This window comes from Methylosinus sp. (assembly GCF_036560965.1).
Classification (GTDB): Bacteria; Pseudomonadota; Alphaproteobacteria; order Rhizobiales; family Beijerinckiaceae; genus Methylosinus.
The window spans coordinates 36,438-56,048 of record NZ_DATBQF010000069.1; the positions used below are offsets into that span (position 1 = coordinate 36,438).

Sequence of the window (19,611 nt, forward strand, 5' to 3'; positions counted from 1 at the left end):
TTAAGCCTCGACCGCAATTGCCGCGCATCCGATGCGTGCGGCGATTATCGCCGCGGCCGCCGCGGCGCCATCCTCGCCGCCGATGCGCGCGGCCGCCTCGCCGGCGCGGCCGGCATGGCGCTCATCGGCGAGAAGCGCGCCGAGCTCGCGCTCGAGACTCTCGGCGGAACAGCGCTCATAGGGCAGCAGCCGGCCGACGCCGAGGCGCTCGACCCGCGCGGCGTTGTCGTCCTGATCGCCGAAGACCGGGACCACGAGCTGCGGCCGGCCGGCGCGCAGCGCCTGACCGCAGGTTCCCGAGCCGCCGTGATGCACGATCGCCGCGGCGCGCGGGAAAATCAGCGAATGGCGGACATGGCCGGCGACGAAGAGCTGCGGCGGCAGGCCCGCGGCCAGCGCCTCGCGCTCCTCGTCGGCGACCAGCAGCACGGCGCGCCGCGAGAGGCGCTGCGCCGCTTCGCCGGCGGCGCGATAGAATTCCGCGCGGCCGCGCACGACGAAGCTGCCGAGCGTCACGATGATCGGCGGCTCGCCGGCCGCGAGAAAGGCGGCGAGCGCATCCGGCAGGCCCTCGGCCGCGTCGGTGAAGCGGTCGTGGAACGTATGGCCGGCGATGAAGAGATCGGCCGGATGATCCGGCTGCGGCGGCGCCAGAAGCGGGCTCAAGAGGCCGAGCGTCGCCTGGGCAGTGGGTCCGCCGGTCAGAAGATCGCGCCCGCGGCGGAGCGGCAGGCCGAGCTCGCGCCGCAGCCGCGCGATCGGCCGCCCCTGCCAGGCCAGGAAATGCGTCAGCGCGAAAGCCATCGCTTTATTATAGGCGAGCGCGACGGCGGAGCGCGGCTCGGCCACGAAGCGCGAGCGCGCGCCGAGCGGCGGATCATAGGCCGACAGCAGGAAGAGCGGCGAGACGACGCCGTCGAACAACGGCAGAGAGAGCCGCTCCGCCGCGAGCTTGGCGGAAAAGCACAGGCTGTGCGCGACCACCGCCGCCGCGCCCTCGCTCGCCGCCGCGACATCCTCGAAGCTCTGGCGCAGATAAGGGAAGATCAGCTCGCGGAACATGAAGCCGTCCTCGCGCGCGACGCGATCGGCGAGGCCGCCCATGTCCAAGCCGAGCCGCTCGGCGAGCGCGTCGATGTCCGGCCGCACGGCGGCGAAGCCGAGGCCCTCGCTCTCGATCCAGTCGCGATAGAAGGCGCTGGTGGCGAGGACCGGGAGAAAGCCGATGCGCTTCAGCGCGTGAGCGAGCGCCACATAAGGATTGAGATCGCCGAGCGAGCCGAAGGTCGCGATGACGATTTTCCGCCCGTCTCCCATATCCGTCTTCATCCCCCTCTCCACCCCATGGAGTCGAGCGGCGCGCATGTTATACTGATTTCCTCGCTGACAAAGAGGACTTGATGACCGCCGCTTCCGCTTCCGCCCCGAGGCCGTCGCTCGCCGGCGCCACCCGCGCCGAGCTCGCCGACGCGCTGCGCGCCATAGACACGCCGGAACGCGACATCAAAATGCGGGTCTCCCAGCTCTGGCATTGGATCTATTTCCGCGGCGCTCGCGACTTTTCCGAGATGCTCAACATCTCCAAAATCCTGCGCGGAACGCTCGCCGAGCATTTCACGCTCGCGCTGCCGGAGATCGCGGCCGAGCAGGTCTCCACCGACGGCACGCGCAAATGGCTGCTGCGGCTCGATCCGGTCGACGCGCAGGACAAGGGCGCGGAGGTCGAATGCGTCTATATTCCCGAGAGCGACCGCGGCACTCTGTGCGTCTCGAGCCAGGTGGGCTGCACGCTCAATTGCAGCTTCTGCCATACGGGCACGCAAAAGCTCGTGCGCAATCTGACGACGCGCGAGATCGTCGCGCAGCTTCTCGTCGCGCGCATGCGGCTCGGCGATTTTCCCGGCCTCGAGCCGCCGACCGACGGGCTGGTGCCCTCCGGGCCCGATGTGCGCGCAGTGTCGAATATCGTCTTCATGGGCATGGGCGAGCCGCTCTATAATCTCGAGCCGGTGGAGAACGCCATCGAGATCATCTCCGACGGCGACGGGCTGTCGCTGTCCAAGCGGCGCATCACTGTCTCGACCTCCGGCGTCGTGCCGCAGATCGAGAAGCTCGGCGCCGAATGCGGGCCCATGCTCGCGATCTCGCTGCACGCCGTGCGCGACGCGCTGCGCGACGAGCTGGTGCCGATCAACAAGAAATATCCGATTCGCGCGCTGCTCGACGCCTGCCGCGATTATCCCGGCGCCTCCAATGCGCGGCGCATCACTTTCGAATATGTGATGCTGAAGGGCGTCAACGACAGCCCGGCGGAAGCGCGCGAGCTGGTGCGGCTGCTCAAAGGCATACCGGCCAAGATCAATCTGATCCCCTTCAACCCATGGCCGGGCGCGCCCTATGAATGCTCCGATTGGGAGACGATCGAGCGTTTCTCCGACATCGTGTTCAACGCCGGCTATGCGAGCCCAGTACGCACGCCGCGCGGCCGCGACATTCTCGCGGCCTGTGGGCAGCTGAAGAGCGAGACCGAGAAGCTGCGCGCGCGGGCGCGGCTCGCGGTGGAATGACGCGAGCCTGAAGGCTCGCTTCGTTTCGCGCCGATGAACCGCCCGTCAGCCGAGCAGCCGGCGCAGCGTCGCCTCGCGCGCGGTCTTGTCCGCGGGGGCGCCCTTGTCGGCGAGCTTGTCCAACGCGGCGAGGATCTTCGTCAGCCTGTCCTGCATCAGATTGACGTCGGTCGCCAGCTCGTTGAAGCGATTCTCCAATATGATGAGATGACGGGCGAGCGCCCGCGTGTTCGGCGCGCCGTCGGGACCGGTCTGAACGCCCTGCGTCTGCATGTCGTATTGCTGGAAGCTTTTCATCGAACTCTCCGAATTGTCGTCGCGCCCCGAGAGGAATCATCACGTCTCTATCGGGCAGAGGATGGCGCGAGCCGACACTTCGACAAGAGCGTCCGACGAATTTCGGCGCGCGGTCCGCGCCGATCACGCGCCGGCGCGTGGTCCGCGCCAGGCGCGCAAGGCGAGACCGGCGAGACCGGCCGAAATCAGAATGTTCCAATTGCTGAGCGTGAGCGCGAATATGCGCAGCGCCGGCCGATCGCAGCTCACCACCTTCATTTTGTCGAGCGAGGAGCGGAAATCGCCGAAGGAGCCCGCCTTTCGCATCGCGCCCGAGCATTCGGAGGGGCCGGGAAAGAGCTTCAGCTCGACACCGGAATGATAGAAAGCGAGCGCCGTCCCGGCCGCGAAGAGGAGGCCGAGCAGCGCCAGCGCGATGCGCGCGGCGCCTTCCCCTCCCCGTTGCAGAGCGATGGCCGCGAAGGCGGCGAGCGGAATGCCGGCGTAATAGGGAATGCGCTGCTTCAGGCATAATTCGCAGGGCGCGAAGCCCATCGCCTCGATGATCCAGGCGCCGCCTATGGTGGCGACGGCGACGCCGAGAATGACCAGCGCCGTGCGGAGCCGCGTGGAGACGAGCGCCGCGATCACAGGAATTTCGCCGCCACGACGAAGCCGACGACGACGATCGCCGCCATCACGCCGATGAACAGGCCGAAATGCGCCTCGAGCTTGTCGCGGAGAAAATCGCCGAAATGATTGATCGCCGCCGCGAGGATGAAGAAGCGCGCCCCACGGGTGATGAGCGAGAGCGCCAGAAACAGGCCGAAATTATAATCCATCAGCCCGGAGACGATGGTGACGAGCTTGAAGGGAATGGGGGTGAGCCCCTTCACCAGAATGAAGAGCGCGCCCCAATGGGCGTAGAAGGCCCGCAGCGCCTCCATTTTGGCGGCGTAGCCATAGAGATCGATGAGCCACAGCCCGACGGTGTCGTAGAAGAGCGCGCCTATGGCGTAGCCGAGCGCTCCGCCGGCGACCGAGGCGACGGTGCAGATCCCGGCGTAGAGCCAGGAGCGCTTGGGCTCGGCCAGCGACATGGGCAGGAGAATCACATCCGGCGGAATGGGGAAGAAAGAGCTTTCGGCGAAGGCGATGGCGCCGAGCGCGAATGGCGCGTGCCGGCTGGCGGCGAGCGACATGGTCCAGTCGTAGAGCTTTTTGATCATTTTCCAACCGGTTCCGAGGATGCAGCGCCCTCGCTTATCATCTCGGCGGGCCAGAGGCGAGGCTGGCGGCGGAGGAAGGCTGTGAAACGGCCGGAGTTCACCTTGACGGGGGCTTCGCCCCGGCTAATATCCGCGCCGCGCGCCGGCCCCGTCCGGCCCGCGCCCCTGTGGTGGAATTGGTAGACGCGCTCGACTCAAAATCGAGTTCCGCAAGGAGTGCTGGTTCGACTCCGGCCAGGGGCACCAATTAAAAAATATTGCTGCTATTTCAAATAGATAGGCAGAATGCCCGGCGTCAATAATGTGGCGGAGGGGGTTCCTGCGAATCGCGCTGGTCTCCCAGCTTCTGGAACTCTTCGCGCAAACGGGCGATCTGCCGATCCAGCGTGTCGATCCTTCGCCACTGCAATGCGATGACGTCGTTCAGCTCGGCGACCATCCTGTCCTGATGCGCAACCGCCGTCTCCAGGGCGACGAGACGAGACGCCTCATCCGAAAACTCATCGCTCATCAGGAACTCCATTGCGCCACCCTCGGGAGGCTCCGCCGATCCACGCATCCAATCGTCGATAGCGCACGGAGAAACAAGGCCTCCTCATAGCCATCGGCCCGGATAGAGCTTTCGTCGCCCCCTCAATCCGCCGCCAGCGCCTTCAGCGTCTGCAACGCCACGGAGGTCGCGGAGGAGCGGCTGTCGACGCCGAGCTTCACGAAAATGCGCTCCAGATGCTTATGCACCGTGCGCGGCGAGATGCAGAGAATCTCGGCGATGTCGTGATTCGACTTGCCGCGCGCGAGCCAGCTCAGCACCTCCGCCTCGCGCAGCGTCAGCGCGAATTTCTGCGCCAGAAACGCCTCGTCGCTGACGCTCTGCGGCTCGGACAGGCGAAACAACAGCTCCTCGCCGCCGATCTCGCAGAGAAAGGAGACGGAGACCGGCCCCGCGGCCGCCGGCGCGTCATGGTCGCGGCGCTCGGCCGCCTCGCGCAGCAGCGCCGAAAACGACTCGGGCGGCTGCGAGCGCAAAATCTCGAAAGGGCCGAAACGCATCGCCAGAAGATCGGCCGCCTGCGGCGTGCACCAGAGCAGCCGGCCGCCGCGGTCGATCGCCAGAAGATGCCGCCCCGTCGCGTCCAGCGCCACGCGCGCGCCGAAGGCCGCCTTGGCGTTGGAGACGTGAATGCGGATGCGCGCGACCAGCTCCTCGATGATGACCGGCTTCACCACATAATCGACGCCGCCGGCCTCGAGCCCCATGAGCACATGGCTGGTGTCCTTGAGCCCGGTGAGGAAGATCACCGGCAAATGGGCGAAGCGCGGATTCTGCTTTATGCGTCGGCAGGTCGCGAAACCGTCGAGGCCGGACATCACCGCGTCCAGCACGACGACATTGGGCGTCACGCGCTCGAGCAGAGCGAGCGCCGCCTCCCCCGTCGTCGCCGCGAGAGCGGTGAAATCGGCGCGCTCCATCGCCTCGACGAGCAGGCTCAGCTCGTCGCGATTGTCGTCGACGACCAGCGCCGTGTCACGCTGGCGCAGGTCAGCCGACATGATCGACCTCGAGCGTCAAAGCGGCCTCGAGCGTCTGCGCGAGCTCCTCGAATTCGAAATTCTGCGCCATCGCCCGCAATTGCGCGATAGCGCCGGAACGCTCCGGCGATGCGGCCTCGATCTCGCGCAGAGCGATCTCTATGCCGCGGCTGTGGCCGACGCGACAGAGCCGCAGCAGCCGCTCGACGCTGGCGCGCGGCAGAGCGAGCGCGGCCGGCGCGAAGGGCTCCTCGCGAACGCTCGCGCGCGCCGCCACATAGAACCAGTCGAGCCCCAGAAGATTGCCGATGCGATCGAGCATTTCCGCGAATTCGATCGGCTTCACCAGAAAATCATCATGCGGCGAATCCAGCCCGCGACGCTCCATCAGCTCATGGGCGTTGGCGGAGACCATCATGATCGGCGCCTCGGGCCCGAGCGCGTCGCGCAGCCGGCGCGCCGCCTCCCAGCCGTCCATGCCGGGCATGGCGATGTCGAGCATCACGAGATCGGGATTGCGCTCCAGGGCGAGCGCGACGCAATCGGCGCCATTGGCCGCGGTCAGCACATCGAAGCCGAGCCCGCCGAGCGATTGGCGCATCACATCGAGATGCGTCGCCGTGTCGTCGGCGACGAGAATCGTCCGCCGCGGGCCCGCATAGCCGCGAATCTGCGGCGCCTTCGCCCCCTCCTCCGGCGAGGTCGCGGCGGTGAGATAGAGCCGCACGACGAAGCGGCTGCCGCGCCCGACCTCGCTCTCGACGCGCATCTCGCCGCCGATGATCTGCGTCAGCAGCTTGGTGATGGTGAGGCCGAGCCCGGTGCCGGGAATGGCGGAGACCGCCGCCATGCGGCCGCGCTCGAAGGGCGCGAAAATACGCTCCATATCCTCGGGAATTATGCCGATGCCGGTGTCCTCGACGGCGAATTCGGCGATGTCGTTGCGAAACGACACCTTCAGCCCGGCGTGGCCGCGCTCGGTGAATTTCACCGCATTGGAGACCAGATTGATGAGGATCTGGCGCAGGCGCTTCTTGTCGGTGCGCACATAGCGCGGCAGCGCCGCGCTGCGCTCGTAGCGGAAGGCGACGCCCTTGGCCGCCGCCTGCAGGCGGAACATGTCGACGAGCTGGTCCAGCGTCTCGTCGATGCGGAAAATATCGCGCGCGACATCGAGCGAGCCGGTCTCGATCTTGGCGACGTCGAGCAGGCCGTCGATGAGATTGGTGATGTGCTCGGTGCTGCGGCGAATGACGCGCACCGCATCCTGCGGACGCTCGGCGGCGTCGCGCTCCAGCAATTGCGCATAGCCGTTGATGGCGTTGAGCGGCGTGCGTATCTCGTGATTGAGCCCCGCTATGAAGCGCGTCTTGGCGATACTGGCGGCCTCCGCCGCCTCTTTGGCGCGCTGCAGCTCGGCGTCGGTGCGCTCATGGGCGGCGATCTCCTCGCGCAAAATCTCGGTCTGGCGGCGCGTCTCCTCCTCGGCGACGCGGCGGCTCTCCTGGGCGAGCACCAGCGTCCAGGCGGCGACGCCCATGACCAGCAGCAGGCCGACGAAGACGATCTCCAGCGTCGTGCGAATGATCGGCCGCGCGGCCGGCGCGACGGCGGCGGCGTATTGGAAATAGATCGCGCCGAGGATCGCGCCGCTCGTCACCGCGAGCAGCGCCAGCACCACCATGAAGCGCCCGGCGCGCGTCGAGAAGAAGGGCAAGGAGAATTTCGGCAGCAGGGCGGAAAACAGCGCGCGCGCCTGCGCCGAAAGCCGCGCCTCCGGCTTGCAGGCGTCCTTGCAGCGCATGTCCAGCGTGCAGCAGAGCGAGCAGATCGGCCCGCGATAGGCCGGGCAGGACGCCATGTCGCGCGGCTCGAACACATTCTCGCAGATCATGCAACGCAAGGACTCGCGGAAAGCGGCGGGCGGGCGCGCGATGTAATAGCGGCCGCCGGTGGCGTAGGCGATGAGCGGCGCGAGCGAGAAGGCGACAATAAAGCCGACGATCGCCGAGAGCGGCTGCAAGGTCTCGCCGAGAAGCCCATAGAGCGCCGCCGTCGAGACGATGAGCGAGCCGAGCATCGCGCCGCAGCCGACCGGATTGACGTCGTAGAGATAGGCCCGGCGAAACTCGATCTGCGGCGGGCTGAGGCCGAGCGGCTTGTCGACGACGAGATCGGCGGTCAGCGCGCCGATCCAGGCCACGGCGAAATTGGAGTAGAAGATCAGAATGCTGTCGATGACATGGCTGACGCCGAACTCCATCAGCAGCAACGCCAAGGTTACGTTGAACACCAGCCAGACGACGCGGCCCGGATGATTGTGCGTGATGCGCGAGAAGAAATTCGACCAGGCGATGGAGCCGGCGTAGGCGTTGGTGACATTGATCTTGGTCTGGCAGACGACAATGAAAATTCCGGTGAGCGCCAGAGCGAGGCCGGGCGAATGAACCAGGCTCGAGAAGGCGAGATAATAGATCTCGCTCGGCTGCGCCGCGCGCTCCGCCGACACGCCGAGCGACAGCGCCTGATAGGCGAGGAAGGAGCCCGCGGCGAGCTTGGCGACGCCGATCAATATCCAGCCCGGCCCGGCGGCGAAGACAGCGCAGCGCCAGCTCCGCTGACCGATATGCGCCTTGGTCGGCAGAAAGCGCAGATAATCGACCTGCTCGCCGATCTGCGGGAGGAGCGACAGCAGGATCGAGGCGGAGAGGCCGAACAGCTTCAGATCGAATGCCCCGTCCAGCGCGCCGGCGGCGCCGGGAAAGGCCATCCAGCCGGAGACGGCGGGCGCGCCGACCGAGATCAGATAGACGAGCGGCGCCGTCTGCAGCACCAGCCAGAGCGGCTGCGTCCACAGCTGATAGCGGCTGATGAAGCGGATGCCGAGCGCCGCTATGGGCAGAATTGCGAGCGACGAGACCGCGTAAGCGAGGCCGAGCGGCAGACCGAGGCACATTTCCAGCGCATCGGCCATGATGGTCGCTTCGATCGCGAACAGGATGAACGTGAAGCAGGCGTAGATCAGCGAGGTGACGGTGGAGCCGATATAGCCGAAGCCGGCGCCGCGCGTCAGCAGATCCATGTCGACGCCATATTTGGCCGCGTAATGGCCGATCGGCAGGCTGGCGAGAAAGATCAGCGCGCCGACGGCGAGGATCGCCGCCATTGCGTTGGTGAAGCCGAACATCAGCGTCACGCCGCCGCCCAGCGCCTCGCAGGCGAGAAAGGAGATCGCTCCGAGCGCCGTGTTGGCGACGCGCCACGGCGTGAAGCGGCGCGCCGCCTCCGCCGTGTAGCGCAGCGAATAATCCTCCAGCGTCTGATCGGCGACGAACTGGTTGTAGGTCCGACGGACGGGGAAAATTCGCTGCTGCTCGCGCATGCTCTCTTTGTGTTTGCGCCCGCGCCGATCAGACCGGCCGAGGCTCTCCCGCAGGCCGCCAACCCTCGGCCTCGAGACAGTCTAGCATGGGCTTGGTCAGAATCGTCGTCGAGGGCGGCGGCGACACCAGGGTCGGCCGCTCGGCCTCGCCGAGCTTCTTGACGCAGGCGTCCGTGGCTTTTCTCAGGCCGCCCATGTCCCCGCCGATGTTCCACCACATGTCGACGGCGTAACGCTGCTGGGCGACAGCCGCGACCGGCTTGGCGCCCTTCGAGCTCTTCGACGATGCGTTCGCTTGTCCGACCGCGACGACGAGAGCCAGCGCTCCCGCGGTCAGTCCGAAAATCTCCAATGCCGTCGATTTGCGCATTCGCGTCACTCCCCCGCGCCGGCGAATCTCGGCCGGCTCATGCGCTATTCGACGATAAGACGCAAACGGAGCAATACGCATTTCAGCGTATTCCTACCTAGGGCTCACGCGACTAGTGCTTGACGTGACGAAACCGGCGCGAATCGCCGGCGGACGATACGAGGGGGACAGATGAACCAATCCCACGAAGCACCTACCGCGCGAGTCGCGACGCGCAGTCGGTCCAAGCTGACGGCCAAGGCTGCGCCGATCATGGCCTTGGCGGTCTGCTGCCTGCTGGGGGAACAGGCGGCGCAAGCGCGTGTGGTGATTCCGTTGGGCGACGACGATCAATGGGTCAGCGTCGGCTTCGGCCTGCGGCCCTTCTTCAGCGACGTCACCCGCAATCATGCCGCCGGAACCAATCCCGACCGCGTCGACCTCGAGAGCTTCCGCGTATTCTCCTCCGCCTCGTTCAACCAATATCTGAAAGCCACATTCAACACGCAGATCGACAATAATAATTCGATGCAGATTATCGACGGCATCGGGCAATTCGAGCCGATGGACGAGATCAACGTCTGGGGCGGCCGCATGCTGCCGCCGAGCGACCGCGCCAATCTCGACGGGCCGTATTATCTGCTCGGCTGGTCCTATCCCGGCGTCGTCTCGCGCTATCCGGGGCGCGCCGCCGGCCGCCTCGACGGCGGCGCCGTCTGGGGCAAATTGTTCGACAAGCGCCTCGTCTATGTCTTCGGCGCCTATAGCGGCCACAACGATATCGTCGGCGCGTCGAACATCTCGGGAAATCCGCTGTTCGCCGGCCGCGTGACCTATAATTTCCTCGATCCCGATCCGGCCCCGGCCTATTACACCGGCAGCACCTATTACGGCTCCGCCGACATTCTGGCGCTCGGCTTCGCCGTGCAGCATCAGCAGGACGGCGTCGGCACCCAGTTCCGCCGCGGCGACTTCACCGCCTGGAACGCCGATCTGCTGTTCGAGAAGAAGCTCGGCGAATTCGGCGTGGCGACCTTCGAAGGCGCTTATTATCGGTACTACACGCAAGGCGTGACCGATGTGGCGACCACTTTCAACAATGCGCGCTCGACCGATCTCGTCGGCGGCATTCGCCCCGGCGAGGCCTTCATGCTCGGCGCCGGCTACCTCACGCCGTTCACGATCGGCTGGGGCAAGCTGCAGCCTTATTTCCGCTACCAGCAGTTCCGCGACACGCTCGCCACGACAGTGGAGCGCCAATACGACATGGGCGTCACCTATGTGATCAACGGCCATGATCTCCGCATCACCGCCAATTACGCGATCAATCAGTTCACCGCGCGCAAGGACGTCGACAAATTCATCCTCGGCCTTCAGGTCCAATTCTGACCGCGGCGCGACGCGAGAGAGCGCCACCCGACAGGATCGGATGGCGCTCTCTCGCCTTCTTTGGTTGGAGCGAATTCTGATCGATCGACCGATTCCGTTCGATCGGAACGCGCTCAATGCTTCGATGTGGGAGAGAAACGTATGAAACGTAGAGTTCTGGTAAAGAGCCTCGGCATGATCGCCGCGGGCGCCCTGTTGGCGTCGAGCGCGCTCGTCCCCGCGAGCGCGGATGACAAAGGACCGATCAAGGTCGGCATTCTGCATTCTCTGTCGGGCACGATGGCCATCAGCGAAACCGTGCTCAAGGACACGGCGTTGATGGCGATCGAGGAGATCAACGCCAAGGGCGGCGTTCTCGGCCGCAAGCTCGAGCCCGTCGTCATCGATCCGGCGTCCAATTGGCCGCTGTTCGCCGAGAAGGCGCGCCAGCTGCTCGCCGCCGACAAGGTCGCCGTCGTCTTCGGCTGCTGGACCTCGGTGTCGCGCAAATCCGTGCTGCCGGTGTTCAAGGAGCTGAACGGGCTTCTGTTCTATCCGGTGCAATATGAGGGCGAGGAGCTCGAGAAGAACGTCTTCTACACGGGCGCGGCGCCCAACCAGCAGGCCATTCCCGCGGTCGAATATCTGATGAGCAAGGCGGGCGGCGGGGCCAAGCGCTTCGTGCTGCTCGGCACCGATTACGTCTATCCGCGCACGACGAACAAGATCCTGCGCGCCTTCCTCCATTCCAAAGGCGTCGCCGACGCCGAAATAATGGAGGAATACACGCCCTTCGGTCACAGCGACTATCAGACCATCGTCGCCAATATCAAGAAATTCGCCTCCGGCGGCAAGACGGCGGTCGTCTCGACGATCAACGGCGACTCCAATGTGCCCTTCTACAAGGAGCTCGGCAACGCCGGGCTCAAGGCGACCGAGGTACCGGTCGTCGCCTTCTCCGTCGGCGAGGAGGAGCTGCGCGGCGTCGACACCAAGCCGCTGGTCGGCCATCTCGCGGCGTGGAATTATTTCATGTCGCTGAAGAACCCCGCCAATACGGAGTTCAAGAAGAAATGGGCCGCCTACGCCAAGGCCCATGCGATCGCCAACGCCGACAAGCCGCTCACCAATGATCCGATGGAGGCCACCTATATCGGCGTCAATATTTGGAAGCAGGCGGTCGAAAAAGCCAAGACGACCGATGTCGACAAGGTGATCGCCGCCGTCGGCGGTCAGAAGTTCGAGGCGCCGTCGGGCTTCACCGCCGAGATGGATGCGAAGAACCACCATCTCCACAAGCCGGTGTTCATCGGCGAGGTGAAGGCGGACGGCCAGTTCAATGTCGTGTGGAAGACGCCGGGCCCCGTGCGGGCGCAGCCCTGGAGCCCCTTCATTCCCGGCAATGACAAGAAAAAGGACGAGCCGGATACGCATTGACGAACAAGACGGGCGGCCCGACGATCGGGCCGCCCGAATGCGGCAGCGAATGGAGCGTTGAAATTTGCGTATGCTCAGACTGCTCGCCGGCCTCATGCTGCTGGCGATGTCCGCGGCGCCGGCCATGGCGCTCGACCGCGGGGGAATCGCCCAATTGACCGGCGGCGATCCGGACGAGCAGCGCAAGGCGCTCGACGCCGCCGCCGCGCAAGGCGATCTTTCCGCCATCCCTTTTCTCAGAGATCTGCTCGCCGATCGCGTGAAGCTCGCCGGCGACGCCGCGCTGATCGTCGACGGCGACAAAGTCGTCGACGCGCTCGACCGGACGCCCGCCGAGCGTCCCGCCGACGCCGAGGACGTGTCGACGAGCAATAGCCTGCGTCTCGCGATCGAGGAGACGATCGCTCTGCTCGAGCTCGCGTCGCCCGATCGCGCGCTTCGTCTCGAGGCGGTGAAACGTCTACAGAACGCCGAATTCGACGAGCCCCGCCTCGCGCTGCTGGCCAAGGCCGAGCAGAAGGAGCGCGACGCCGGCGTGCGCGACACGCTGCGCCAGATGCGCGCGCTCGGCGAGCTGCAAAGCCCCGACCGCGCGCTGCGCCTCTCCGCCGCGCAGGCGCTGCGCACCACCATTTCCGGCCGCGTGCGCGAGGCGCTGAAGACGCGCCTCGCAACGGAGGAGGACGGCGAGCTGCGCGTGGCGCTGACGCGCTCGCTGCGCAATGTGGAGTCGAGCCTCGCCGTCGGCGAAAATCTCGGCGTCGTCTTCTCGGGACTGAGCCTCGGCAGCATATTGCTGCTCGCCGCGCTCGGCCTCGCCATCACCTACGGGCTGATGGGCGTGATCAACATGGCGCATGGCGAGATGATGATGATCGGCGCCTATGCGACCTATGTCGTGCAAAATCTCTTCCGCGCGCATCTGCCCGATTATTTCCAATGGTATCTCGCCGCTGCGGCGCCCGCCGCTTTCATCGTCGCCGCTCTCGTCGGCGTCGCGATAGAGCGCACGGTGATCCGCTTTCTCTATGGCCGCGCGCTCGAGACCCTGCTCGCCACCTGGGGCGTCAGCCTCATCTTGATGCAAGCGGTGCGCAGCCTTTTCGGCGCGCAGAATGTGCAGGTGGAAAATCCCGCATGGATGTCGGGGCGCGTCTTCGTCACCGATAATCTCGAGCTGCCCTACAATCGCATCGTCATCATTGTCTTCTCCGTCGGCGTGCTGCTGCTCGTCTCCTATCTGCTGGCGCGCACGCGTCTCGGCCTCTTCGTGCGCGCGGTGACGCAAAATCGCGGCATGGCGCGCTGCGTCGGCGTCGATTCCTCGCGCATCGACACAATGGCCTTCGCGCTCGGCTCCGGCCTCGCCGGGCTCGCCGGCGTCGCGCTGTCGCAGGTCGGCAATGTCGGACCGGATCTCGGCCAGCATTATATCGTCGACAGCTTCATGGTGGTGGTGCTCGGCGGCGTCGGCCAGCTCGCGGGCGCCGTCTATGCGGCGCTCGGATTGGGCGTCGCCGGCAAGATTCTGGAAAATATGTCCGGCGCCGTTCTCGCGGAGATCGCTCTTTTGATCTTCATCGTCGTCTTCATTCAGAAGCGTCCGCAGGGCCTGTTCGCGCTCGGCGGCCGACAGGCCGATTGAGTCTCGAACGATGCTCTACATCCCCCCTGCCCCATCGCTCGCCACGCGGCTCTTCGACGCGCGCGGCTGGATCGCCTTCTGCGTCGCTGCGCTCGCCATATTCGTCGCCGCGCCGCTCGCCAATCTCGTCGCGCAGGAGAGCTCATTTCTCCACCTCTCCGACGCCTCCGTCGCGCTCGTCGGCAAATTTTTCTGCTACGCCATGCTGGCGCTCGCCATGGATCTCGTCTGGGGCTATGCCGGAATCCTCAGCCTCGGCCATGGCATTTTCTTCGCGCTCGGCGGCTATGCCTTCGGCATGTATCTGATGCGTCAGATCGGCCAGGACGGCAGCTATCATTCCGACCTGCCGGACTTCATGGTCTTCCTCGATTGGAAGGCCTATCCCTGGTTCTGGAGCTTCACCGACCATTTCGCCTACTCCGCCGCGCTCGCCATTCTCGCGCCTGCCGGCCTTGCCTTCGTCTTCGGCTTCTTCGCCTTTCGCTCGCGCATAAAGGGCGTCTATTTCTCCATCATCACGCAGGCGCTCACCTATGCGATGATGCTGCTGTTCTTCCGCAATGAGACCGGCTTCGGCGGCAATAACGGCTTCACCGATTTCAAGCGCATATTGGACTATCCGCTGGCCACGCCGACGACGCGCATGATCCTGTTCACGCTGACCGGCGCCTGCCTTCTGGCTCTGCTGCTCGTCTCGCGCTTTCTCGTCACCAGCAAATTCGGCCGCGTGCTCACGGCGATCCGCGAGGCCGAGAGCCGGGTGATGTTCTGCGGCTATGACACGCTCGCCTACAAGCTCGCGATCTGGACCTTCTCGGCGGCGATCTGCGGGCTCGCCGGCGCGCTCTATGTGCCGCAGGTCGGCATCATCAATCCGAGCGAAATGTCGCCCGCGGCCTCGATCGAGATCGCCATATGGGCGGCGGTCGGCGGGCGTGGCACGCTGATCGGCCCGCTCATCGGCGCATTCCTCGTCAATGGCGCGAAGAGCTTCTTCACCGCCGCCATTCCCGAATATTGGCTGTTCTTCTTAGGGCTCCTCTTCGTGCTCGTCACGCTGCTGCTGCCCAGGGGCGTCATCGGGCTCTTCGACACATTGGCCGCCTTCCGCAAGGAGCGCGCGCGATGATCGGCGAGCAGGAGCTTTCGAGCGGCGTCGCGCTCTATCTCGACGATGTGCAGGTCACTTTCGACGGCTTCCGCGCGCTGCGCGGCCTCTCCCTGTCGATCGACGTCGGCGAGCTGCGCTGCGTCATCGGACCCAATGGCGCCGGCAAGACGACGATGATGGACGTCATCACCGGCAAGACGCGGCCGGATACGGGAACCGTCTATTTCGGCCGCTCGCTCGATCTCACCAAAATGAACGAGCCGCAGATCGCCGCCGCCGGCATCGGCCGCAAATTCCAGAAGCCGACAGTGTTCGAGCATTTGACCGTGTTCGAAAATCTCGAGCTCGCGATAAAGGCCGACAAGAGCGTTCGGGCCTCGCTGCTCGGCCGCCTCACCGGAGAGCAGATCGACCGCATCGGCGAATTGCTGGAGCTGGTCGAGCTCGCCGACAAGGCCAAGTCGCGCGCCGGCCTGCTCTCGCATGGGCAGAAGCAATGGCTCGAGATCGGCATGCTGCTCGCGCAGCGCCCGTTGCTATTGCTGCTCGACGAGCCGGTCGCCGGCATGACCGATCACGAGACGAAGCGCACCGCGGAGCTGCTCCTGTCGCTCGCCGGCAGCCATTCGATCATGGTGGTGGAGCATGATATGGATTTCGTCGGCGCCATCGCGCGCAAGGTGACGGTGCTGCACGAGGGCGCCGTGCTCGCCGAAGGGCCGCTCTCCGATGTGCAGAGCGACGAGCGCGTCATCGAAGTCTATCTGGGGCGCTAGGATCATGCTCGAAATCAGCGGCCTCCATCAATATTACGGCAGCAGCCATATTCTGCGCGATGTGTCCTTCACCGCGCCCAAAGGCGCCTGCACCGTGCTGCTCGGGCGCAATGGCGTCGGCAAGACGACGCTGCTGCGCAGCATAATGGGCGTCACGCCGATCCGCAGCGGCGCCATTCGCTTCAATGGCGAGGAGATATCGAAGCTGTCGCCCAATCAGCGCGCCGCGCGCGGCGTCGCCTATGTGCCGCAGGGCCGCGAGATTTTCCCGCGCCTCACGGTGGAGGAGAATCTGCTGATGGGCATGGCGGTGAAGCCCGCCCGCAAGGCCTCCTCCGTGCCGAGCGAAATCTACGACATGTTTCCGGTGTTGAAGGAGATGCTGCGGCGGCGTGGCGGCGATCTCTCCGGCGGCCAGCAGCAGCAGCTCGCCATTGCTCGGGCGCTCGTCGCCGATCCCAAGCTAATCATCCTCGACGAGCCGACGGAAGGCATACAGCCGTCCATCATAAAGCTGATCGGCGAGGTGATAAAACGCTTGAGCCGGCGCGGCGACCTCGCCATTCTGCTCGTCGAGCAATATTATGACTTCGGCCGCGAGCTCGCCGACCATTATATGGTCATGTCGCGCGGGCAGATCGTCAAGCAAGGTCTCGGAGCCGATATGGACAAGGACAACATCAGGGAATTCGTGGCGTTGTGAACGGCCCTCAGCGCGCGAGGGGCCGCATAGAATTGCGCTTTGCGCATGTTCGGGGAGCGAGCCGGTTGCGACATCTGACGCAGGAGGCGCCGCTGAGGGCGCTGTTTCCGGCGGTCGAGCCGGAGGAGGCGCCCGAGGCGGCCATCGTCAACACCGGCGGCGGCGTCGTCGGCGGCGATCGCTATCGGCTGGACATCGACGTCGAAGCCGACGCCGCTCTGACGATCACCACTCCGGCGGCCGAGAAAATCTATCGCTCCAGCGGCGAGGACGCCGAGATCGTCGCGCATCTTCGCTGCGGCGAAGGCGCGCGACTCGAATGGCTGCCGCAGGAGACGATCCTCTTCGACGGCGCGCGCCTACGTCGGCGCATCGAGATCGATCTTTCGCCGAATGCGCGCTTCCTCGGCGTCGAGACGATCCTCTTCGGCCGGCGCGCGAGCGGCGAATGGTTGAACCATGGCGCGCTGCGCGACGCCTGGATGCTGCGCATCGACGGCAAGCCGGCGTGGGCGGACGCCATCGGCCTCGCGGGCGACATAGGCGCGCGACGCGCCGAGCGCTTCGGCCTCGGCGAGGCCGCCGGCTATGCGACGATCGTCGTCGCGGGGCCGCATGCTTCGGCTCTTCTGCCGCGCGCGCGCGACCTCGCGCAAGGCGCGGCGACGCTCGTCAATGGCGTTCTGCTGCTGCGTTTTCTCGATAGCGACGCGGCGCGGCTGCGTGGCGCGGTAATCGATACGCTGGCCGCGTTGCGACCAGAGGCGACCGGCGGACGCGGCGTCGCGCCGCGTCTGTGGCTGAACTAAAGAAGACGCGCCGGGGCGAGCCAGAAGGCTCGTGGTCCGAGCGTGCGATTGGACCGCGAGCCTTCAGGCTCGCTCGAGAGGGGGAGATGGCGGAATGCATCTGACGCCGCGCGAAAAAGACAAGCTGCTCGTCGCCGTCGCGGCGATGGTGGCGCGCCGGCGCCTCGAGCGCGGCGCCAAGCTCAACTATCCGGAGGCGATCGCGCTCATCACCGATTTCGTCGTCGAAGGCGCGCGCGACGGACGTTCGGTGGCGGAGCTGCGCACTCGAGGGGCCAGCGTGCTGACGCGCGAGCAGGTGATGGAGGGCGTGGCCGAAATGATCGAGGCGGTGCAGGTCGAGGCGACCTTCCCGGATGGCGTGAAGCTAGTCACCGTTCACGAGCCGATCCGATGATTCCGGGCGAGATCATTCCCGCCGAGGGCGAGATCACCCTCAATGAAGGGCGCGCCACCATTTCGCTCGCAGTCGCCAACACAGGCGATCGGCCGATCCAGGTCGGCTCGCATTATCATTTCGGCGAGACCAATAGCGCGCTGCAATTCGATCGCGCCAAGGCGCGCGGCATGCGGCTCGACATTCCCGCCGGCTCGGCCGTGCGCTTCGAGCCGGGACAGACGCGCATCGTCACGCTCGTTCCTTATGCCGGAGAGCGCGCGGTCTATGGATTCAATGGCGCGGTGATGGGACCTCTGGAGGCGCGCGATGGCGAATAAGATTTCCCGGCGTGCCTATGCCGGAATGTTCGGGCCGACGACGGGCGATCGCATTCGTCTCGCCGATACGGAGCTGCTGATCGAGATCGAGCGCGATTGCACCCTCTATGGCGAGGAGGTGAAATTCGGCGGCGGCAAGGTGATCCGCGACGGAATGGGCCAGAGCCAGCGCTCCAATGCGGAAGGCGCGGTCGACACCGTCATCACCAACGCCGTGATCCTCGATCATTGGGGCATCGTCAAAGCCGATATCGGCATCGTCAATGGGCGCATCGCGCGCATCGGCAAGGCCGGCAATCCCGATGTGCAGCCCGGCGTCGACATCATCATCGGGCCGGGCACGGAGATCATCGCCGGCGAAGGCCGCATCGTCACCGCCGGCGGCATCGACACGCATATTCATTTCATCTGCCCGCAGCAGTGCGAGGAGGCGCTGGCGAGCGGCGTCACGACGATGCTCGGCGGCGGCACGGGCCCGGCGGAAGGGACGAAGGCGACGACTTGCACGCCCGGCCCCTGGCATTTGAAGCGAATGATGCAGGCGGCGGAAGGATTGCCGGTCAATCTCGGTTTCTTCGGCAAGGGCAACGCCAGCCAGCCGCGCGCGCTGGTCGAGATGATCGAGGCCGGCGCGATCGGCCTGAAGCTGCATGAGGATTGGGGCTCGAGCCCGGCGGCGATCGATTGCGCGCTGAGCGTCGCCGACGACTATGACGTGCAGGTCACGCTGCACAGCGACACGCTGAATGAGAGCGGCTTCGTCGAGGCGACGATCGCCGCCTTCAAGGGCCGCACCATTCACGCCTTTCATACGGAGGGCGCCGGCGGCGGTCATGCGCCGGATATCATCAAAGTGGCGGGCGAGCCCAATGTGCTCCCCTCCTCCACCAATCCGACGCGGCCCTACACGATCAACACGCTCGACGAGCATCTCGACATGCTGCTCGTCTGCCATCATCTCGATCCGAAGATCCCGGAGGATATCGCCTTCGCCGAGAGCCGCATTCGCAAGGAGACGATTGCGGCGGAGGATATTCTCCATGATCTCGGCGCGCTGTCGATGTATTCCTCCGACAGCCAGGCGATGGGGCGCGTCGGCGAGGTCGTCATCCGCTGCTGGCAGACGGCTGACAAGATGCGCCGCCAGCGCGGCAAGCTCGCAGGCGACGGTGCCGGCAACGATAATTTCCGCGCCCGCCGCTATGTGGCGAAATATACGATCAACCCCGCAATCGCTCACGGAATCGCCGATCTCGTCGGCTCGATCGAGGCCGGCAAGCTCGCCGATCTCGTGCTGTGGTCGCCGGCTTTCTTCGGCGTGAAGCCGGATCTCATATTGAAGGGCGGCAGCATTGCGATGGCGGCGATGGGCGATCCCAACGCCTCCATCCCCACGCCGCAGCCCGTGCATTATCGGCCGATGTTCGCAGGCTTCGGCCGCAGCCTCACGCAGAGCTGCGTCACCTTCGTCAGCCGCGCCGCGCGCGAGGCGTCCGTCGCGCAGAAATATGGGCTCGAACGGCCGCTGCATGTGGTGACCAACACGCGCGGCGGCATTTCCAAACGCAGCATGATCCTCAATGACGCGACGCCGAAGATAGAGGTCGATGCGCAGACTTACGAAGTGCGCGCCGACGGCGAGCTGCTGACCTGCGAGCCGGCGACGGTCCTGCCGATGGCGCAACGCTATTTCCTGTTCTGAGGAGACA

Annotated in this window: 19 protein-coding genes and 1 tRNA gene; 12 read left to right on the forward strand and 8 right to left on the reverse strand. The window is 65.6% G+C overall.

Annotated features, from left to right (window positions below; all coding sequences use genetic code 11):
- Nucleotides 1–1,329, reverse strand: a complete 1,329-nt coding sequence (locus VIF40_RS17660) for a glycosyltransferase (protein ID WP_331938826.1) — start codon at nucleotides 1,327–1,329, stop codon at nucleotides 1–3.
- A 71-nt stretch (nucleotides 1,330–1,400) separates the two neighbouring features.
- Here VIF40_RS17660 and rlmN point away from each other — a divergent pair, with 71 nt between their 5' ends.
- Nucleotides 1,401–2,567: a 23S rRNA (adenine(2503)-C(2))-methyltransferase RlmN gene (rlmN, locus tag VIF40_RS17665; RefSeq protein ID WP_331938827.1), complete on the forward strand. Its 1,167-nt coding sequence runs from the start codon at nucleotides 1,401–1,403 to the stop codon at nucleotides 2,565–2,567.
- A 45-nt stretch (nucleotides 2,568–2,612) separates the two neighbouring features.
- Here rlmN and VIF40_RS17670 read toward each other — a convergent pair whose 3' ends face one another.
- The 3 genes from VIF40_RS17670 to VIF40_RS17680 all read right to left on the reverse strand — a co-directional run bounded on the left by VIF40_RS17670 (nucleotide 2,613) and on the right by VIF40_RS17680 (nucleotide 4,072).
- Nucleotides 2,613–2,864, reverse strand: coding sequence for a hypothetical protein (locus VIF40_RS17670; protein WP_331938828.1), 252 nt, complete (start codon nucleotides 2,862–2,864; stop codon nucleotides 2,613–2,615).
- A 123-nt stretch (nucleotides 2,865–2,987) separates the two neighbouring features.
- Nucleotides 2,988–3,494 (reverse strand): disulfide bond formation protein B, encoded by a 507-nt coding sequence (locus VIF40_RS17675; RefSeq protein WP_331938829.1) that lies wholly within the window; start codon nucleotides 3,492–3,494, stop codon nucleotides 2,988–2,990.
- On the reverse strand, nucleotides 3,491–4,072 hold the full coding sequence (locus VIF40_RS17680) for a YqaA family protein (protein ID WP_331938830.1): 582 nt from the start codon (nucleotides 4,070–4,072) through the stop codon (nucleotides 3,491–3,493). Before VIF40_RS17680 ends, VIF40_RS17675 begins: the two co-directional genes overlap by 4 nt.
- A gap of 161 nt (nucleotides 4,073–4,233) precedes the next feature.
- Between VIF40_RS17680 and VIF40_RS17685 the strand changes: the two genes are divergently transcribed.
- Nucleotides 4,234–4,318 (forward strand) — tRNA-Leu (locus VIF40_RS17685).
- 49 nt (nucleotides 4,319–4,367) lie between these two features.
- Here the strand turns inward: VIF40_RS17685 and VIF40_RS17690 are convergent.
- The 4 genes from VIF40_RS17690 to VIF40_RS17705 all read right to left on the reverse strand — a co-directional run bounded on the left by VIF40_RS17690 (nucleotide 4,368) and on the right by VIF40_RS17705 (nucleotide 9,354).
- Nucleotides 4,368–4,595, reverse strand: coding sequence for a SlyX family protein (locus VIF40_RS17690; RefSeq protein ID WP_331938831.1), 228 nt, complete (start codon nucleotides 4,593–4,595; stop codon nucleotides 4,368–4,370).
- Between the two features lie 110 nt (nucleotides 4,596–4,705).
- Complete coding sequence (locus tag VIF40_RS17695; RefSeq protein ID WP_331938832.1) at nucleotides 4,706–5,623, reverse strand: DNA-binding response regulator; 918 nt, start codon at nucleotides 5,621–5,623, stop codon at nucleotides 4,706–4,708.
- On the reverse strand, nucleotides 5,613–8,984 hold the full coding sequence (locus VIF40_RS17700) for a hybrid sensor histidine kinase/response regulator (RefSeq protein ID WP_331938833.1): 3,372 nt from the start codon (nucleotides 8,982–8,984) through the stop codon (nucleotides 5,613–5,615). Before VIF40_RS17700 ends, VIF40_RS17695 begins: the two co-directional genes overlap by 11 nt.
- A gap of 28 nt (nucleotides 8,985–9,012) precedes the next feature.
- Nucleotides 9,013–9,354 (reverse strand): hypothetical protein, encoded by a 342-nt coding sequence (locus tag VIF40_RS17705; protein WP_331938834.1) that lies wholly within the window; start codon nucleotides 9,352–9,354, stop codon nucleotides 9,013–9,015.
- A 171-nt stretch (nucleotides 9,355–9,525) separates the two neighbouring features.
- Here VIF40_RS17705 and VIF40_RS17710 point away from each other — a divergent pair, with 171 nt between their 5' ends.
- From VIF40_RS17710 to ureC, 10 genes are all read left to right on the forward strand, one after another.
- Nucleotides 9,526–10,722, forward strand: a complete 1,197-nt coding sequence (locus tag VIF40_RS17710; RefSeq protein ID WP_331938835.1) for a hypothetical protein — start codon at nucleotides 9,526–9,528, stop codon at nucleotides 10,720–10,722.
- Nucleotides 10,723–10,863: 141 nt separating this feature from the next.
- On the forward strand, nucleotides 10,864–12,138 hold the full coding sequence (gene urtA / locus VIF40_RS17715; protein WP_331938836.1) for an urea ABC transporter substrate-binding protein: 1,275 nt from the start codon (nucleotides 10,864–10,866) through the stop codon (nucleotides 12,136–12,138).
- A 70-nt stretch (nucleotides 12,139–12,208) separates the two neighbouring features.
- Nucleotides 12,209–13,783: an urea ABC transporter permease subunit UrtB gene (gene urtB / locus VIF40_RS17720; protein WP_331938959.1), complete on the forward strand. Its 1,575-nt coding sequence runs from the start codon at nucleotides 12,209–12,211 to the stop codon at nucleotides 13,781–13,783.
- A gap of 10 nt (nucleotides 13,784–13,793) precedes the next feature.
- Nucleotides 13,794–14,915, forward strand: a complete 1,122-nt coding sequence (gene urtC, locus VIF40_RS17725) for an urea ABC transporter permease subunit UrtC (RefSeq protein WP_331938837.1) — start codon at nucleotides 13,794–13,796, stop codon at nucleotides 14,913–14,915.
- Nucleotides 14,912–15,673: an urea ABC transporter ATP-binding protein UrtD gene (urtD, locus tag VIF40_RS17730; protein WP_331938838.1), complete on the forward strand. Its 762-nt coding sequence runs from the start codon at nucleotides 14,912–14,914 to the stop codon at nucleotides 15,671–15,673. The genes urtC and urtD overlap by 4 nt, the downstream gene beginning before the upstream one ends.
- Nucleotides 15,674–15,677: 4 nt before the next feature.
- Nucleotides 15,678–16,376 (forward strand): urea ABC transporter ATP-binding subunit UrtE, encoded by a 699-nt coding sequence (gene urtE / locus VIF40_RS17735; RefSeq protein ID WP_331938839.1) that lies wholly within the window; start codon nucleotides 15,678–15,680, stop codon nucleotides 16,374–16,376.
- 65 nt (nucleotides 16,377–16,441) lie between these two features.
- Nucleotides 16,442–17,185 carry an urease accessory protein UreD gene (locus tag VIF40_RS17740; RefSeq protein WP_331938840.1) on the forward strand — a complete coding sequence of 248 codons (744 nt, stop codon included), beginning with the start codon at nucleotides 16,442–16,444 and terminating at the stop codon, nucleotides 17,183–17,185.
- Between the two features lie 94 nt (nucleotides 17,186–17,279).
- On the forward strand, nucleotides 17,280–17,582 hold the full coding sequence (locus tag VIF40_RS17745) for an urease subunit gamma (RefSeq protein WP_331938841.1): 303 nt from the start codon (nucleotides 17,280–17,282) through the stop codon (nucleotides 17,580–17,582).
- Nucleotides 17,579–17,902, forward strand: a complete 324-nt coding sequence (locus VIF40_RS17750) for an urease subunit beta (RefSeq protein ID WP_331938842.1) — start codon at nucleotides 17,579–17,581, stop codon at nucleotides 17,900–17,902. Before VIF40_RS17745 ends, VIF40_RS17750 begins: the two co-directional genes overlap by 4 nt.
- On the forward strand, nucleotides 17,892–19,604 hold the full coding sequence (gene ureC / locus VIF40_RS17755) for an urease subunit alpha (RefSeq protein WP_331938843.1): 1,713 nt from the start codon (nucleotides 17,892–17,894) through the stop codon (nucleotides 19,602–19,604). Before VIF40_RS17750 ends, ureC begins: the two co-directional genes overlap by 11 nt.
- Nucleotides 19,605–19,611: the final 7 nt, after the last annotated feature.

Bases quoted from the DNA above. Each gene is read 5' to 3' on its own strand.
- VIF40_RS17705 (WP_331938834.1), bottom strand. From the start codon at position 9,354: ATGCGCAAATCGACGGCATTGGAGATTTTCGGACTGACCGCGGGAGCG.
- rlmN (WP_331938827.1), top strand. From the start codon at position 1,401: ATGACCGCCGCTTCCGCTTCCGCCCCGAGGCCGTCGCTCGCCGGCGCC.
- urtA (WP_331938836.1), top strand. From the start codon at position 10,864: ATGAAACGTAGAGTTCTGGTAAAGAGCCTCGGCATGATCGCCGCGGGC.
- VIF40_RS17670 (WP_331938828.1), bottom strand. From the start codon at position 2,864: ATGAAAAGCTTCCAGCAATACGACATGCAGACGCAGGGCGTTCAGACC.
- VIF40_RS17680 (WP_331938830.1), bottom strand. From the start codon at position 4,072: ATGATCAAAAAGCTCTACGACTGGACCATGTCGCTCGCCGCCAGCCGG.
- VIF40_RS17745 (WP_331938841.1), top strand. From the start codon at position 17,280: ATGCATCTGACGCCGCGCGAAAAAGACAAGCTGCTCGTCGCCGTCGCG.
- urtC (WP_331938837.1), top strand. From the start codon at position 13,794: ATGCTCTACATCCCCCCTGCCCCATCGCTCGCCACGCGGCTCTTCGAC.
- VIF40_RS17660 (WP_331938826.1), bottom strand. From the start codon at position 1,329: ATGAAGACGGATATGGGAGACGGGCGGAAAATCGTCATCGCGACCTTC.
- VIF40_RS17750 (WP_331938842.1), top strand. From the start codon at position 17,579: ATGATTCCGGGCGAGATCATTCCCGCCGAGGGCGAGATCACCCTCAAT.
- VIF40_RS17710 (WP_331938835.1), top strand. From the start codon at position 9,526: ATGAACCAATCCCACGAAGCACCTACCGCGCGAGTCGCGACGCGCAGT.
- VIF40_RS17700 (WP_331938833.1), bottom strand. From the start codon at position 8,984: ATGCGCGAGCAGCAGCGAATTTTCCCCGTCCGTCGGACCTACAACCAG.
- urtE (WP_331938839.1), top strand. From the start codon at position 15,678: ATGCTCGAAATCAGCGGCCTCCATCAATATTACGGCAGCAGCCATATT.
- VIF40_RS17690 (WP_331938831.1), bottom strand. From the start codon at position 4,595: ATGGAGTTCCTGATGAGCGATGAGTTTTCGGATGAGGCGTCTCGTCTC.
- urtD (WP_331938838.1), top strand. From the start codon at position 14,912: ATGATCGGCGAGCAGGAGCTTTCGAGCGGCGTCGCGCTCTATCTCGAC.
- urtB (WP_331938959.1), top strand. From the start codon at position 12,209: ATGCTCAGACTGCTCGCCGGCCTCATGCTGCTGGCGATGTCCGCGGCG.
- VIF40_RS17695 (WP_331938832.1), bottom strand. From the start codon at position 5,623: ATGTCGGCTGACCTGCGCCAGCGTGACACGGCGCTGGTCGTCGACGAC.
- ureC (WP_331938843.1), top strand. From the start codon at position 17,892: ATGGCGAATAAGATTTCCCGGCGTGCCTATGCCGGAATGTTCGGGCCG.